Annotated in this window: 7 protein-coding genes and 6 pseudogenes; 5 read left to right on the top strand and 8 right to left on the bottom strand. The window is 55.6% G+C overall.

Translation table 11 applies throughout. The features are described 5' to 3' along the window. Positions 1-621 (top strand): annotated as a pseudogene (locus PHO31112_RS26690) (IS3 family transposase); the annotation flags it as partial. Positions 622-992: 371 nt separating this feature from the next. Here the strand turns inward: PHO31112_RS26690 and PHO31112_RS26685 are convergent. Next, positions 993-2,084 (bottom strand): Acg family FMN-binding oxidoreductase, encoded by a 1,092-nt coding sequence (locus PHO31112_RS26685; RefSeq protein WP_150624715.1) that lies wholly within the window; start codon positions 2,082-2,084, stop codon positions 993-995. A gap of 708 nt (positions 2,085-2,792) precedes the next feature. Between PHO31112_RS26685 and PHO31112_RS27865 the strand changes: the two are divergent. Beyond that, a pseudogene (locus PHO31112_RS27865) lies at positions 2,793-3,194 on the top strand (IS30 family transposase); the annotation flags it as partial. A gap of 66 nt (positions 3,195-3,260) precedes the next feature. Here PHO31112_RS27865 and PHO31112_RS26675 read toward each other — a convergent pair. From PHO31112_RS26675 to PHO31112_RS27860, 3 genes and pseudogenes are all read right to left on the bottom strand, one after another. Continuing rightward, positions 3,261-3,756, bottom strand: a pseudogene (locus PHO31112_RS26675) (transposase). 211 nt (positions 3,757-3,967) lie between these two features. Beyond that, a complete protein-coding gene (locus tag PHO31112_RS26670; protein ID WP_150624713.1) occupies positions 3,968-6,646 on the bottom strand; it encodes a hypothetical protein in 2,679 nt (892 codons plus the stop codon). 181 nt (positions 6,647-6,827) lie between these two features. After that, positions 6,828-6,985, bottom strand: a pseudogene (locus tag PHO31112_RS27860) (IS5/IS1182 family transposase); the annotation flags it as partial. A 55-nt stretch (positions 6,986-7,040) separates the two neighbouring features. Here PHO31112_RS27860 and PHO31112_RS26660 point away from each other — a divergent pair. After that, complete coding sequence (locus PHO31112_RS26660) at positions 7,041-7,529, top strand: transposase (protein WP_343042810.1); 489 nt, start codon at positions 7,041-7,043, stop codon at positions 7,527-7,529. Positions 7,530-8,832: 1,303 nt separating this feature from the next. After that, positions 8,833-9,384: a hypothetical protein gene (locus PHO31112_RS26650; RefSeq protein ID WP_150624709.1), complete on the top strand. Its 552-nt coding sequence runs from the start codon at positions 8,833-8,835 to the stop codon at positions 9,382-9,384. A gap of 1,427 nt (positions 9,385-10,811) precedes the next feature. Here PHO31112_RS26650 and PHO31112_RS26645 read toward each other — a convergent pair. From PHO31112_RS26645 to PHO31112_RS27305, 4 genes and pseudogenes are all read right to left on the bottom strand, one after another. Further along, entirely contained in the window at positions 10,812-11,348 is a 537-nt protein-coding gene (locus PHO31112_RS26645) for a DUF4232 domain-containing protein (protein WP_174995907.1), read from the bottom strand. Positions 11,349-11,629: 281 nt separating this feature from the next. Then, positions 11,630-11,839, bottom strand: a pseudogene (locus PHO31112_RS26635) (integrase core domain-containing protein); the annotation flags it as partial. Positions 11,840-11,897: 58 nt separating this feature from the next. Beyond that, positions 11,898-12,237, bottom strand: a pseudogene (locus PHO31112_RS26630) (integrase core domain-containing protein); the annotation flags it as partial. Positions 12,238-13,311: 1,074 nt separating this feature from the next. Beyond that, entirely contained in the window at positions 13,312-13,455 is a 144-nt protein-coding gene (locus tag PHO31112_RS27305; protein WP_174995906.1) for a hypothetical protein, read from the bottom strand. Between PHO31112_RS27305 and PHO31112_RS26625 the strand changes: the two genes are divergently transcribed. Further along, a partial coding sequence (locus tag PHO31112_RS26625; protein ID WP_150624705.1) for a hypothetical protein occupies positions 13,454-14,110 on the top strand: 657 nt, incomplete at its 3' end. The genes PHO31112_RS27305 and PHO31112_RS26625 overlap by 2 nt on opposite strands.

The following is a 14,110-nucleotide window of genomic DNA, read 5'->3' as shown; positions in this document are numbered from 1 at the left end:
CTCGGCCGTGATCGATGTGCCTCGCTCTGGGCGCAGGCCGGCCTGCAAGTGCCGAAGAAGCGACGTAGACGCCGCGTTGCAGGCAATCGGCCAAGACCGCATGCGCCGGCAACTCGCAACTCAGTGTGGTGCTATGACTTCGTGTTCGATGCCTGTGCGAATGGCCAGCAAGTCAAATGCCTGACGGTGGTTGACGAATATACGCGTGAATGCTTGGCGATCGATGTGGCGGGATCGATTCGATCACGCAGAGTCATTGAAGTTTTGAGTCGGTTAATCAGCGTGCACGGCGCGCCACGTTATCTGCGCTCAGACAACGGGCCGGAGTTTGTCAGCACAGCGCTGTTGAAATAGGCAGTCCAGGAGCAGATTGAGATGGCACTAATTGACCCCGGCAAACCATGGCAGAACGGCACCAACGAGAGTTTCAACGGAAAATTTCGTGATGAATGTTTGGCGATGGAGTGGTTTCGGAACCGAATCGAAGCGAAGATCGTGATCGAAGACTGGCGTACTCACCACAACGAAGTGCGCCCGCATTCGAGTTTGCAATACCTGACCCCGGCCGAATTCCGTCGGGTTAGCGAATGTAATCCAACCACTGGGGCCGTGAATCTCTAGACACTAGTGGTAGGAAAAAATCCGTCAGGTCACCTATCCACGAAACCGAACTCGATGAACGTGTTGTTGCGGTACTGCTGATCGATCTCGGCGTCTTAGAGGAAGCTTCCATTTGACATGGCTTAAACGAAGCCGAGGCATTTCTGAAGCAAATTTCCCAACTGATTGTCGACGGTTCGGACCTAGAAGTCGAGCGGTCGAGATTGGCCGTTTGCCGCCATTCGTGAAGGCCCGTTTCCGACCCGTTTCGGCCCTTCGTTGCCGCGGCGTGTGGGTGACGGATTTCAACGGTCAAACAGTCAGTCATCCGTCATCCCTCATCACTTTACGCAGGCTTGCCCAACGTCAACCGCTCGGCGGGATCGATCGCATCAAGCCAGCACCGCCTCTACGGGACGGCGGGGTGATAAAGGGAGCGTCGGCCCGTAGCCGAAGCGCAGGACAATATCCGGTCGCCGACCGGCCTGGCCGACAAGGCCTGCCAGTTCAGGGCGAAAGCGCGCGACTTCAACGGGTTGATTGACGAAGGCGACTTTGATCCCGAGGTTTGTCGCCATGAGCGCGAAGCGCTGACACGCCTGGCCGACCTTGAACCAATGCGCTCTGTCTGCCCGATCGCCGACGAACACGGCGATACCGGCGGACGAATCGATCTGGCGGGCGTATTTGTCGTTCTCGGTGCGGGCGGTGAAAAAACGTTCGAACGCGAAGCGACCGAAAGCGCTCGGCAGCAGGGGATTTCCGCTCGCACCGGAGAACAGTCCGTCGCCTGACATCATAGCGCTGCGCGGGTTGAAGCGGACCCACTGCCGCAGTTCTGTCAGGAAGGCCAAATCTGCCATTTGAACGCCGTTGGCGGCTACGACCAGATCTTTGACCTTGTTGACCCGCGTCCGATCGGTGAGGAGTATCAAGTGGACGCCGGTCATGGCCGCCGCCTGCTCGAGCAATGCAATCTCGGCGACAGGAACAGGACGCCTGTCATATTCGGTGCGGGTCGATTGTCGCTTGGGAATCGCGGCATAAAGCGGACTCGTCCTCATTGATCCGCCCACGAATGCATAACGTGCCCAGTCGCCGTCCGGATTCATCTGGAGCTCGCCGGGCCGCCCTGTCGCTGCCGCCGCGATGGCGAGGTTTTCCGCAGCGCATCCCAGGCTCACGAACAAATGATGGTCGTCTGGATCGACAGCCGGTGTCCTTCGCGAGAAGTCCGGCAGAACGTCGATACACCCCTCGCCGACGCGAAAACGCCAAGGCTGCGTATTGTGACCGTTGGCGGCGAGCGTTGCATAGCGGAGGAGGTCGCGTATGTCCGCCGGTATCGTCAGACCGGCGCGCAGGCCGTTTGTATAGGCCTCGTAGTCGACCATTGAACCCACATTCGACATCCACGCGATGGCGCCGCTCGCCATCATCAAGGCGCCGCCGCTGGCGCCGACGATGAAACTCCGCCTGTTCATGAGAACGTAGTCGTGGCCTGCCTTGAGACAGACAGCCCACTTCGTTGAATGCAAGCACATGGCGCCGAAGTTGAGAGGGTTAACGCTGCGAGAACTCGCGAGTCCACAAAATCATGGTGATGAAAAGAGTTCATTGTGAGTTGTGCTTCCAACTTGCGAGTTTTCCGAAGTCAATTCACCCCTAGGAACCCATTGCGAACCGTAGGCGAAGGCGGGTAAAGCGCGCAGCAACGAAAACCGAATCGATTTGGACGCCCCCTTCCGATGTCGATCGAGTCACGAAGGATTGGATACCGTCGCGAGATATTCGCCCTTTTTTTCTCTTCATGTGCATATCGTACTGCACGGCGGGCTGGCGCTCTTGACATGAATCAACCGAGTGGAAGGAGTTTCCGATTGCCGGCCGGTTCAAGTGCGGTGTGCAGAGGAGGTCGATTGCCGATGCAGCCGGCTAGGTCGCTGGGGGACACGCGAGTTAACGGATCGAATGCGCGTTTGAAGCGCGGAACCGACGTCTGAGGGGCAATCCAACCGCGAGAGGGAATGGTGGCTGGACATGGCCGATTACCGTCGTTCGCGAAAGGCAGCTATCGACCGTGGATTCAACCGGTCGACGCAACACACTAGAACTGCCTGAGCAGCGGGAGTGTTGCCATGAAGCAGAGACGGCGGATTTGCTATACGGAAACTCAGAAGGCCTTGATGTGGGAGCGATGGCGCAAAGATGACTCGCTCCAGCAGATCGCCGGTTGGCTCAAGCATTCATACGCGGTCAATAGGGACTATCTGGTGTCGCACGAGCGATCTATAAGAGCCTCTACATTCAAGCTCGCGGAGCACTCAAAAAGGAGTTGCAGGAACACTTGCGACGGACTCGCGCCATGCGGTGTTCTCGTCATCACACAAAAGACTGATGATCACGGCAGGATCTTGGGAACAGTGCCAATCAGTGAGCACCCCGCAAGTGTCGAAGACCAGGCCATACCGGGACATTGGGAGGGAGACCTCCTCTGCGGTAGCGGTGGTAGCCAGATAGCAACTCTCGTTGAACGCCATTCCCGCTATGTGATGCTTGTGCGCCTCACGGGAAAAGATAGCGAAACTGCCGTTCGTCAAAAGGCCTGATAAGAGTTGCCATGGATTCACTATTCAGTTGGATTGCTTGGTTTGGAGACTCTAACAAAATGAATTTTGAAGATTGCGCCGGCAGATGATGCCGCAGGCGATTTTCATAAAGGCTTCGTGAACGATAGCAAGGCGCTTGAAGCGAACGCGCAAGCGCCTGAAGTTGTGTCGCCAGGCGAAGGTGGGGTTGGGTCCTGTTTTTGACTCGCCCCCACGGCACGGATGGACGAGGAATCGATGACGACACGCGACCAGTCGATGCGGTCGGCCGCGCGCAATTTGGCTAACAGCACCTCGTACAGACGCTCCCAAACCGGCTTGCTGCCACGCGTGCAACCGTCGCCAGCAGCTCATGCCGGAGCCGCAGCCCATTTTCTTGGGCAGCATCTCCCAGGGAATGCTGGACTGCAGCACGAAGAGGGTGCCGGTGAGCACTGCCCGACCGTCCAGCGGCTTGCGCCCGGGATGGAGGAAGCACCGGGTTTGGGCGGCGGCAGTAGGGGGTGAATGAGCGCTACAGATCGTCGTCAAGTATTGGTTTGGTCATGCCTTTGCGTGGGAAAAAAACGCAAAGGCTAACAAAAGTCGCTGGAAGTTAACAGCCCTATAAATTGATTTTGTTAGGGTTTCTAAGAAGTGAAATCAATATCAAAAATCTTATGATCGAAATTTGACCGTATCCGAGGCAGTCTCAAACGGCACCACTAACGGTCAAATTCCGGTCGCTCGCCGCTAAAAATACTGCGGCTCTACTGCGCTTATACCTCAACCACTAAATTCTGGGGTATTTTTCCAAAGTTCGCCACGTAGAAATACTCATACTCTTTGGCAGTAAAGGCGTGATGGCAGGCATCAACTAATTCTTCCTTGGTAATTTTCCCTTCTTTAACCAGGCGCCAGCCGTCGTATTTTATGATGTTCTCAATTCCTCTAAATGGATTGAATCCGACTGGCTTGTTAATTTTAAACAATTTATATCCATTATTTCTATTTTCCGACATAAAATCCTCGGATACTTGTCTCTGCCCGGAAAATGAGGCGGCCTTGTCTTTGATTCCTTTCTCGCTCGCGGTATGACGGATAGCTGAAGCCAAGACGTCGTCATACGTTGAATGCGCCGGACCGGTGAAACCAACCTCTGTATAACTCACTCCATCAATGGCCTCTGCTCCTGGGCGAGGTTGAGCTCGATATAAAACATCAGGCACGGCAAGATCGGCTCTATCGTCAATAAATTTTTTTAAATCCGTGTTTATAACGTGTTTGTATGTTTCGTAAACGTTTTCGTAAATATCGTCAAGATAATTGGAATTCTCAAGAATTTCATTTTCATTTCGGGATCTCCAGTGAAAAGAGCAATCGCCGAAGAGTCCCCGCTTGCAACGCACCACATCTGTCCCGTCGAAGTTTCTAATTTTCTTTAAACCTTCCGCTGGCAAGTTTGCATCCATCACCATCCTATTCACATTAAAATTCGTAAAGGGAGGTGAAACGTAATCAAGCAACTCGCCCCCAGATTTTCTTATGAATTTGGAAACTTGTATGTTTGATTTTAACGAACGAAGGGCCGCCAAGAATCCCTGTCCGGAGGCGAGCGTGGCTCTGGCATGCACGAGTCCAACCTTGAGGGAAGTGAAGCCAGCCTTGCCTATTGCGGTGAGTGTAAGGCCCAGATCGACTAAATCCAATGCAATATCTTCGATATTAAACTCATGCCCCGGGTCATTTATGCCATCAATGATCTGATCATAGAAGGGAATTATCGCGGAAAAGATCTTGTCGACGATGTCCTTCCCGTCATTCCCTTCCTTGAATGATTTTATGAGTAGTTTTACCTCCTCTCGAATTTGAAGTTCCATTATCTCTTTGACGGTCTTTTCATTAAAGGCCGTGAAATATCCGCGCCCACGCCCTTTGTCAATGACAAAGCTGCCGATTGGACAATCCCCGAGATTACTTATTCTGCATTCGGAAGTAGATGATTTGTCATGCGTTGCGAACGGAATGCCCATTGCACGAAGAATTCCATGATTACTGAATTTTACCTCAGCCGCCCCTTTCTGATTTCGAAACAACCATAGAGAGTCTCGAGTGGCAAATCGGAATTCTCCGTTTGGTCCGATAACTCCGAAAGTCTCATTCCAGCGTGGACCTCCAAATCGAAATATATAGGCCGCCGGATTGGTATTCGTCAACGGAACAATTCTCGGAAAGATACCTATCGATGGATTATCCCCTCTGCGGACATGTGTGTTGAGAGAAACGCTCCTGATAACCTGTGCGGCATTAATAGGATATTCCATCTCGAGCCTGCTAAGTCCAGCCAACTCCGCATTTGCAATGGCCTTTGCCGTCGCAAATCTATGGAGGTGTTTTTCGATGTAATCAACAAATTGTTTGTAATAAAATTCTGTTGCTTTTGCGCTTATTCTATCGGCCCCTCTCACGCTCCCGCTGGGTGCCAACATATACTTCACTCGCTCGTTAGCAGTCATATTTTTTTCCACTTCTTCTCTAGCTTTCTGCCAGGTTTTGAACCCAGCCGGAGGCGGTGGTGGATTTAGAGCAATGTCCCATGCCTCTTTGAAGATTTCGAGGCATTTTTCTTCACTTACGGGGAACCTATTGTCACCATTTTCGGCACACCAGATTATTGCTTCTTCTTTCCAGAGCGCCAAGTCAGCATCACGAACAAGATCGTTGTTGTCACCTTTCTCCGCATTGACGTGAATTGTGTTTGCGAAGGCTAATAAATCTGCATCGCTTGCCCCTTCTGCCGCCTCCCCCAGGAGCTTTCGAGCGGCCTTTTGTCTCGCGGAAATTAGCGGGTGTTCTTCAGTTTGAACGTCACTCGCCGCTGTCGAGCTGGGGGCGTTGTTGTCGTCGGCGGAGCGTTTGTGGCGTTGTGCTCGAAGGACGTTTGGTGACGAAGTATCACTTCGAGAATCATTTGCCAAGTGAGGATCATCAGAGACTGCGCCGGTTAGAACAGGAACCGCGCCGGTGAAATTCGATGAAGCGCTGGCATTTCGGTGGGAGTTTTCCTGCAATCTGACTGGCGTCGCAGGCGATGTCGGCGGAATGCCGGATGCATGGCTTTCATTAAAATTACGTTTTGGCGTGCCGAGGTCGGGTCGTTCCCGCACCTTGGAATCGAATTCGTCTGCTTCATTGTTGTTAGATTTTTCGGCGGTGTTAACTTTCGGGTTTACTACATCACTTTTCTTGGGGGGCGGCGTCTTAAGGACTTGTGTTGCCTCTATTGCATACTGCCCAGCCAGCAAAAGAGCATATAGTGCCGCTGTTCGTGGAGAATTTCTTACGCTGACGGGTGCAGCCTTGCTCCGGCGGGATGGATGTGGATTGTCATGCGTTGCTATATTAAAGTAGCCGTTACTTCTCCTATTACTATTTAGGATTGCCAAGCTTTTATTCATAAATTCTTCCTTATATTGAAGATGGGCAGGTTAGAAGCCTAGAAGAAAGTAAACCTTGCAGGTGTGTTGCTAAGAGTCATCAACGAAGCGTGAACAGATGGCCACAGCAGCAGGGGAGAGCAGCGCAACATTGATGTCACGCTGCTTCAGGCAACGCCGACAGTGAGCAAAGTTGTAGTCATTCTCGCGGAATATCGATTTGCAGAACGTGCAGAATGCCGTTCAATGCGGCGCGGTCGTCTACCGTGCGACCTCGGCCGCCCTCGGATGAGGGCGTGATGGCTGGAATTAAGGTTTCAGCACAGCCCTTAATTCGTTGCTGATTTTGCGTCTTGCCATTCCCCAAGCATATGGCCTCTATGCTCCTGCGCTCAGGTCATGTTAGCGGCTCGTATTGTCTCAGAGGCTGCGCCGTTTGAACTTACATAAATCGCTCTTTCGACATTGTGCAAATGCGGCGGATGCTCGAACAGCCGTAACGTTCGCCCTTTCGCCTGGCCAATCAGGCGACGCAACGAACGGGCGTGCACTGCTCGAAAGCCTGGGAGCACAGAATCGGCCACTGTATCTCGTGACGAGTAAAGCGTACGAGGGCAATGAAACTCGGCAACTTACACTCGACCTCCGCTTTATCCCGTTCATCCCTTCTTTAAGTGCTCGTGTTGAGCCTTGGGAATACGATCGCGAAACGTACGAGCGTCGAAACGAGGTTGAGCTGCTATTCCGTCGTTTGAAGGGCTTTCGACGCATCTTCTCGCGCCTTGAAAAACTCGGCGTGATGTTCGTTGCCTTTATCACCTTCGCCTTGATCGTCGAAGCTCTTCTATGCTCGGTCCTGAGGGGCGCCGCTCCGGTTATCGATAAGTCCGCCTGTGCCGCCTGAACGCTGTCGAGTACGTGGTCGGACTGGGCGGTATCTTTCTGTTCCACTCGAAGTGGCGGCGCAATTTTTGTTTAGGTTGCAAGCCGAAAGCTCGCCAGATTCGTGACATCGTAGTCTGCGAAAGGCTGATCTCCCGAGCAGTCGTACGCGTACTCCAGCGCATCGCTCCAGCGGGTACGGACTCAATCCTTCGCGATAACGGCAGGGCCTGGCCCCGTTCGATGATCGCCCACAACATCAGGCGCTCGGCCTCCTTTAGGTACCGAAAGAGCGATTTGTGCAAATTTGGACGATGAGCCTCTGCGACAATAAGAAGTCGCACGGCGGGCTGTGACGATGACGGGCACGCCGCGATCGAAAGCGCTTCTGTGAGATGAATTCAATGTATCCCGTTTCCGGCGCTGGGGCCCTGCGCTTCCAGTTCTCCGTAATGACCTCAACATCGGCGCAGCCTACTCCGTCAACCTCGACTTCAACGCAGTTGTCTCCCCTTGGCACCGATGTGCGCGATGTGCGTCAGGCTGACCGGTGGTTCCGTACGTCGTCGAGTTTGGGGCAACCCCTACCGCCCTTCAGAACGACGACGGGCACTGGACTCGGGGGCGGTGTGAGTCCGTCGACGTCAGTATCAACACAGCCGACGACTATCGGCGTCGATGTGCGCTTGGTGCACCAGGCAGGTCAGACTGGGAGGCAAACGGAACCGCCTATCCATGCCGGGGCGGTGGGTGCCTTGCTGAACTTCGCTCAACAACCGCCGTCCCCCGGAACATCGCAACTATTGTCCAGGTTTGAGGCAATTCAGGAGAGCTTTGAGCGGCGCCTCAGTGTCCAAGTACTGACCGACACGCCATCAAGCTCGACCGAACGCCCCCTGCCGCTTGAAACACCGAAGCCAATACGCCAAGGGATGCAAGCATATATGCATGCCGCCCCAGCGCAGCAGGCCAATACCGTGGCGTCGGCCGACATACCATCAAGTTTGGTTCAACAACAGCGTCTTCCGGAAGCGCGAGCGACGAAAAAGCGGGAAGCGCCCCAGGACGCAGGCAGTGGGAGGGGGGCTGGTTTAATGTCTCCTCCAATAAAAATCCGCCGCCCAAAGGTAGATATCCAAATCTTACGGTCGCTGCGTGACGCGTTGACCCGTGCCCCCAAGCTTACTTTGACAGCGTGGGCGCGAGCGAACGACGTCCGTGTCGGGACAATTAGGAGTTATGTATACAAAGGCGCGCTGACGCCGGAAGCACAGAACCGGTTGGATGTGGCCGACGGGAAAGCGAGGCTCTTCAGGAAGGTGAACGTGGACGACTTGCGGGCGCTGAATGCCGCGACGGCCTTCGGCGACAAGTTTAACGTCGCAAAGTGGGCGCGAGCGCGCAGCCTGAACTCCAGCACGGTAAGGGAACTTGTACGTGATGGCGTGCTGACGCCAGAGGCACAGAACCGGTTGAATCGGGCCGAGGGAAAAGCGCCGAGTCTCAGGCAGGTCGAGATCGACGACTTGAGGGCGCTGTCTGATGCGCTGGCGCGCGACCCCAAGCTTAACGTAACGGAATGGGCGCGAGCGCGCAGTCTGAATTTCAGCACGGTAAAGAAACTTGTACAAGGAGGCGCGCTAACGCCAGAGGCACAGAATCGGTTGAATCGGGGCGACGGGAAAGCGCCGAGTCTCAGGCAGGTCGAGATCGACGACTTGAGGGCGCTGTCTGATGCGCTGGCGCGCGACCCCAAGCTTAACGTGACAGAGTGGGCACGAGCGCGCAGTCTGAATTTCAGCACAGTAAGGGAATTTGTACGGGACGGCGCGCTGACGTCGGTGGCATGGGAGAGGTTGCGGGTTGCAGGTTGCTGATGGCCAAGCCACGAAGTTTGGGAAGACGATGGCGCAGGCCGCCGCTCGAGCTCCGAGGCCTAGGCGGAGAGTGGAGTCGGGCGACTTGCAGGCGCTATGTTACGAAAGAGCTAGTGGCAGTTCGTTTGTCCGTACAGATTGGGCGCGGAGGCTCGGCCTAAATCTCCCTGAAGTAAAAAAATATGTGACAGCAGAAGGCGAGCTCACGGCAAAGGGACTGAACTTGCTGAATCAGCGATAGAGCGCAGAGCGGCTTCGGACTCGAGTGAAACTGGCCTGCCACCGAGATTAGTACGCTGCCGGCGTAACGTCCGTTCCGAAAAGGAGCGGTCATTTCTTAGGCGCGCTCATTGGGCAGAGCGAGGTGATGCGATTTAACGACTAGGCTGGCTGTCTCCGCCTGATCTGGTTCACCACTGGCGATTATCTCGCCAATCACGCGATTGCACTCATCGCAGAAGCGTCCGTCAGGAAGGTACGGTGGGGTGTCCCAGCCTTCAACGGTCTTGGGAACGTTGCCGTCACATTGGCCGCGCGCCAGCCTTGTGGAGCCGGTTCTCGCCGCGCGGAGTCAAGCTGCCGTCGGCACGAAGGTAATTTCTCAGTCCCGCCTGGCCACACCCTCGAGCCCTCCCGCGGCCTCGATCCCCGCCCAGCCGAGGGTTTTCCACGTCCGCAACATGGCGTCGGTGATCTTCGCTTTCCTGCTCAACGCGTCAGTCTCTTGTCGAGGGATTTTAGTCGGGGGCTGCATCAAAACAGCAGCCCTTCCACGGCTTGCGTCCTGTCGTGCTGAACGCATTTCCGATCTGCTGTTCGAGGTGACTTCCGGTATTGCGAGGGCAAGCGGTCGTTGGGCCGGGCTCGAGGGCATGCCGGGCCGCCCATCGGCTTGGCGTACCACGCGTACATTGACAGCCAGCGCAGTCGGCGGCTGTACGTTCTGTCGAGGCTGCGCCGACGTTGACGCAGTCACTGGGGGCTGAGAGCGCGTGGCTCCAATGCTGAAAACTCGATCCATGGCTTCACACGATAGAAATTTTTTCGATCACGATTGACTGTCGCATGGTCTCGCCATCTGCACATGCATGAATCGCTCAGTGCGCGACGTTCTCGGTCGGATGAGTTCTGTCGGGGTAAGCGGTGCATTAGCATCGAAATTGCCCCATGTGGATTTCTGCTGAGCCTCGTCGTATTTGTCAAAGCACGAGGTAATTCGCGTACGGGTAGAGAGGTATGCAGCAGCCTCGCTGCAATCACGACCAGGTTCATGACGGAATGGCGTTGACCGGCGCATCCGTATTGCACGACCTGTGGACCTCAGGCGGTGCTGACCGTCAACGTCATCGCACGACAGCGTAGATGCGAGAGGCTGCCGTGCGAGCATGGGTTTATGATTTGCTGACCAAATTATTTCGCGTCCATGGTCAGTTTCCCTTGGCGGGTTCAAAGAACGTTACGGAATATCGCGGAGGGGAGTTCTCCGGGCCGCACAGTTGCCAGGAGAAGAGAACTCTCGACATTTCTCCGGCCAACCGCAATGCGAGAAAGGTCGGCGTGATGCAGCGTCCCTTGCCGGAGACGTCGCCAGAAATCCATTGGACGTTGCTCACATAACTCTGGCCTGGGGCCAGGACGAGCGGTGGCAATACGGGGCCGAGGCGCATGCCACGGCTCAGAGACCTCACTGTCCGCAGCGGATTAAGTTGCCTATCCTCAAATTCAATCTCCGGTCGACGCGACAAGGCGCAGGGGCTGGACGTCGTGTTTTTTACCGTCAGATGCACACCGGCATGCGACGCCCGGTCCCCGTCGCCATTGTCATCAATACGCATGGCAATTTGGCCTGGCGTGCACGAGGCAAGCGAAAATGCGTTGGGAGGCTCTTGTGCCTGACTGATCTGAGCGAAATTGAGGCAGCCACCAAACAACGCAAAGAAGAATCGACAGTGGGAATATCTCATTTTGAAGTTTCTCCGGAGGGGCGTGACAAAATTGTCGAACGAAGTCGGCCGGTAAGACTTTTCACAGACGAGACTCATGCGATCCAACCGCGCTCTTGAGGCGTCACCTGTTCCGGGCCGGCGAGGAAGCCACGTCCCACGCCGTTTGCCGGGAGTGTTCGGCACTAACGATTATTCCGTTTTCGAATTGAGCAGGAATTTCTAGATCGCAGCGCCCAACACCCCACCAACAAGGGGAGCCGCCCAGAAAAGCCAAAGCTGGCCCAGTGACCTCCCCCCGATTAACCGAGCACCTTGGGCTGGAGATTTGCGGCACCAAGGTGTGCGAGTCGGAACTCGCACGGGGTCAGAGCGCCTAGCGAGCTAGGCGGCCTGAAATCGTTGTAATCCTGTCGCCAGTGCTCGATCTTCTCGCGCGCATCGTCCAATGACAAGAACCAGCGCACGTTCAGGCATTCATCCCGGAAACTGCCATTAAATGATTCGATAAATTATAGTAAACGCGATCTGATCTGACAGTCACCCGATTTGACGAAGGCGATTGTCAGGTCAAATTGAGTTGTTCAATGTGGTGATTTTGTCGTTCCACGCCTCCTTTCCGTCTTCGAGGGTTTGCATCGGCGTTCGCCCGCAACACATCTTGCCTTGGTGCGTTCGCTCGGTGTCCTAATGTGCAACCCAATCGTCTAAAACGGTCTGCAACTCCTCAATGTTCAGGTAGATGTTCCGCTGGAAGGCGACCTGGTAAAACTCGTTGAGAATCGTTTTAAGGAACCGTTCGCAGATCCCGTTGGTTTGCGGGTGGCTCGCCTTGGTCTTCCGTGTGCTCGATGTCGTTCACGGCCAGGTAAAGCGGGTAGTCGTGTTGCTCTGGCCTGTCGCAATATTCGATGAGAATGCCGCCACTGCCGCTTCGGTCGCTTCCTCGACCCGGTTACGCAGATTGGGCTTTTTGCGGTTGGGAGCCCCTTTGGGAATTCATGGCCCGAGTCATGGCAGAAACGAAGGTGACGGAGCCGTTCAGCGAGCACGATCTACGCTCATTGCCCGCCACTTGTCAGCATCATGGGCAAAGCGGCCCGCACCCATGCACGACGTGGCACAAAGTAAGAAAGCCCCGACAAGTCAGGGCGTTTGGTTTCCGGAGGCGGGAACCAGAATCGAACCAGCGTGCACGGCTTTGCAGGCAAACGCCAAACATACAATATCAACTACTTACAAGCATTGCCACCCAATAACCCACCTTTCAGTAGGGCGCGAGCGTCCAGTTTCGCCCCGAAACCATCCTTCGTATCTTCCCAAAGCAGCCGTTCAATGTGTTGGTGTTTGCCTGGCCCCAGGTTGGGACTGTACGCTGGAAGCACCGAAAATTCCGTCGAAAAACGTCACCCGAGAGGTTCCCGGTCATTTTGACTATCCGACACGGCTTTCCGGGTATGGTTTTGTCCGGCTCAAGCGCGCCGTTTGCTACCTGCTCACATCGCAGCCGGAAATCAAGGTTTTGCGATGACCCGCGCCGATGCTGGCTTTGCAGGCCAGACCGAGAAATCTGAGTTTCCCGGCTTACACCCCATCTTGGGCGGCATCGGGGCCATCCACATGATTCACAAGAGTCGATGCTCTCCCCCAAGGGAAGCTGTCCGTTCCTGGCTGAGCGATTCTATTCCCTGATTGCATAAACGCAGCTTCCGGGTCACACCCACACTCGTCCAGCACCGCTTGCCGCGACAGAACCCATCCGGCCGAGCACGCCGCGCACTGAGCGATTCGTGCAAGCGCGGATGGCGAGACCGTGCGACAGTCAATCGTGATCGAAAAAATTTCTATCGTGTGAAGCCATGGATCGAGTTTCCAGCATTGGGGCCACGCGCTCCCAGCCCCCAGTGACTGCGTCAACGTCGGCGCAGCCTCGACAGAATGCACAGTCGCCGACTGCGCTGACTGCCAATGTGCACATGGTGCGTCAGGCCGATAGGCGGTCCGGCATGCCGTCGAGCTCGACCCAACGGCCGATTTCCCCCGCAACACCGGAAGTCACCTCGAACAACGGATCGGAAAAGCGTTCAGCACCACAAGACGCAAGCCGTGAAAAGGATGCTGTTTTCATGCCGCTCCCGGCCAAAATCCCTCGACAAAAAACTGGCGCGTCGGGCGGCAAAGCGAAGGTCACCGACGCCATGTTGCAGACGTGGAAGGCCCTCGGCCAGGCGGGAATTAAGGCCGCCGGTGGGCTCAACGGTGTGGCTAGGCGGGACAATGTCCCCGCAGCGGCACTGAAGAATTACCTGCGTGCCGACGGCAGCCTGACCCAGCGCGGCGAAGATCGGCTCAATCCGGGCGGGAAAGCGACGATCACCGACGCCATGCTGCGGACGTGGAAGACCCTCGGCCAGGCGGGGATTGAGGCCGCGGGTGGGCTCGACGGTGTGGCCCGGCGGGACAATGTCCCGGTGACAGCACTGAAAAATTACCTGCGTGTCAACGGCAGGCTGACCCAGATCGGCGAAGACCGGCTCACCCCGGGCGGGAAAGTGAAAATCACCGACGCCATGTTGCAGACGTGGAAGGCCCTCGGCCACGAGGGGATTGGGGCTGCGGGTGGGCTCGACGGTGTGGCCAGGCGGGACAATGTCCCGGCTGCAGTACTGAGAAATTACCTGCGTGCCGACGGCCGCTTGACCCAGATCGGCGAAGACCGGCTCAACCCGGGCGGGAAAGCGACGATCACCGACGCCATGCTGCAGACGTGGAAGGCCCTCGGC

It is taken from the genome of Pandoraea horticolens, assembly GCF_902459555.1.
Lineage (GTDB): Bacteria > Pseudomonadota > Gammaproteobacteria > Burkholderiales > Burkholderiaceae > Pandoraea > Pandoraea horticolens.
This window is presented reverse-complemented; position numbering and strand designations above follow the sequence as displayed.